1 protein-coding gene is annotated in these 380 nt (G+C 47.1%); it reads right to left on the minus strand.

Annotated features, from left to right (window positions below; all coding sequences use genetic code 11):
• A partial coding sequence (locus D9K81_RS18545; RefSeq protein WP_207667535.1) for an Ig-like domain-containing protein occupies positions 1 to 380 on the minus strand: 380 nt, incomplete at both ends.

The following is a 380-nucleotide window of genomic DNA, read 5'->3' on the forward strand; positions in this document are numbered from 1 at the left end:
CTTGTTGAGCAAGGCCACTCACTGTACCACCAGCCACTTTCACATCAGTTGCATCGAAACCTTTCACTGCTTCACTGAACGTAATCTTCAAGTTGCCATCAGCATCTAGCGTCATCGTCGATGTTGGTGCTGTGGTGTCAATACTTGGAATATCTTTAGATGCACTATTGCCTTTACCGTTATTACCAGCAAGGTCAGTGTATGAGTCGTCTGCTACGCTCACAGTGACTGTGCCTAGCGCACCTGTGTTGCCATTAGCAACGACTTTGCCTGTCCAAGAACCATCTGCTTGTTGAGTCAAGCCACTCACAGTACCGCCAGCCACTTTCACATCAGTTGCATCAAAGCCTTTTACTGCTTCGCTGAATGTGATTTTCAAG

Source organism: Acinetobacter chengduensis, from assembly GCF_003664645.1.
GTDB lineage: Bacteria > Pseudomonadota > Gammaproteobacteria > Pseudomonadales > Moraxellaceae > Acinetobacter > Acinetobacter chengduensis.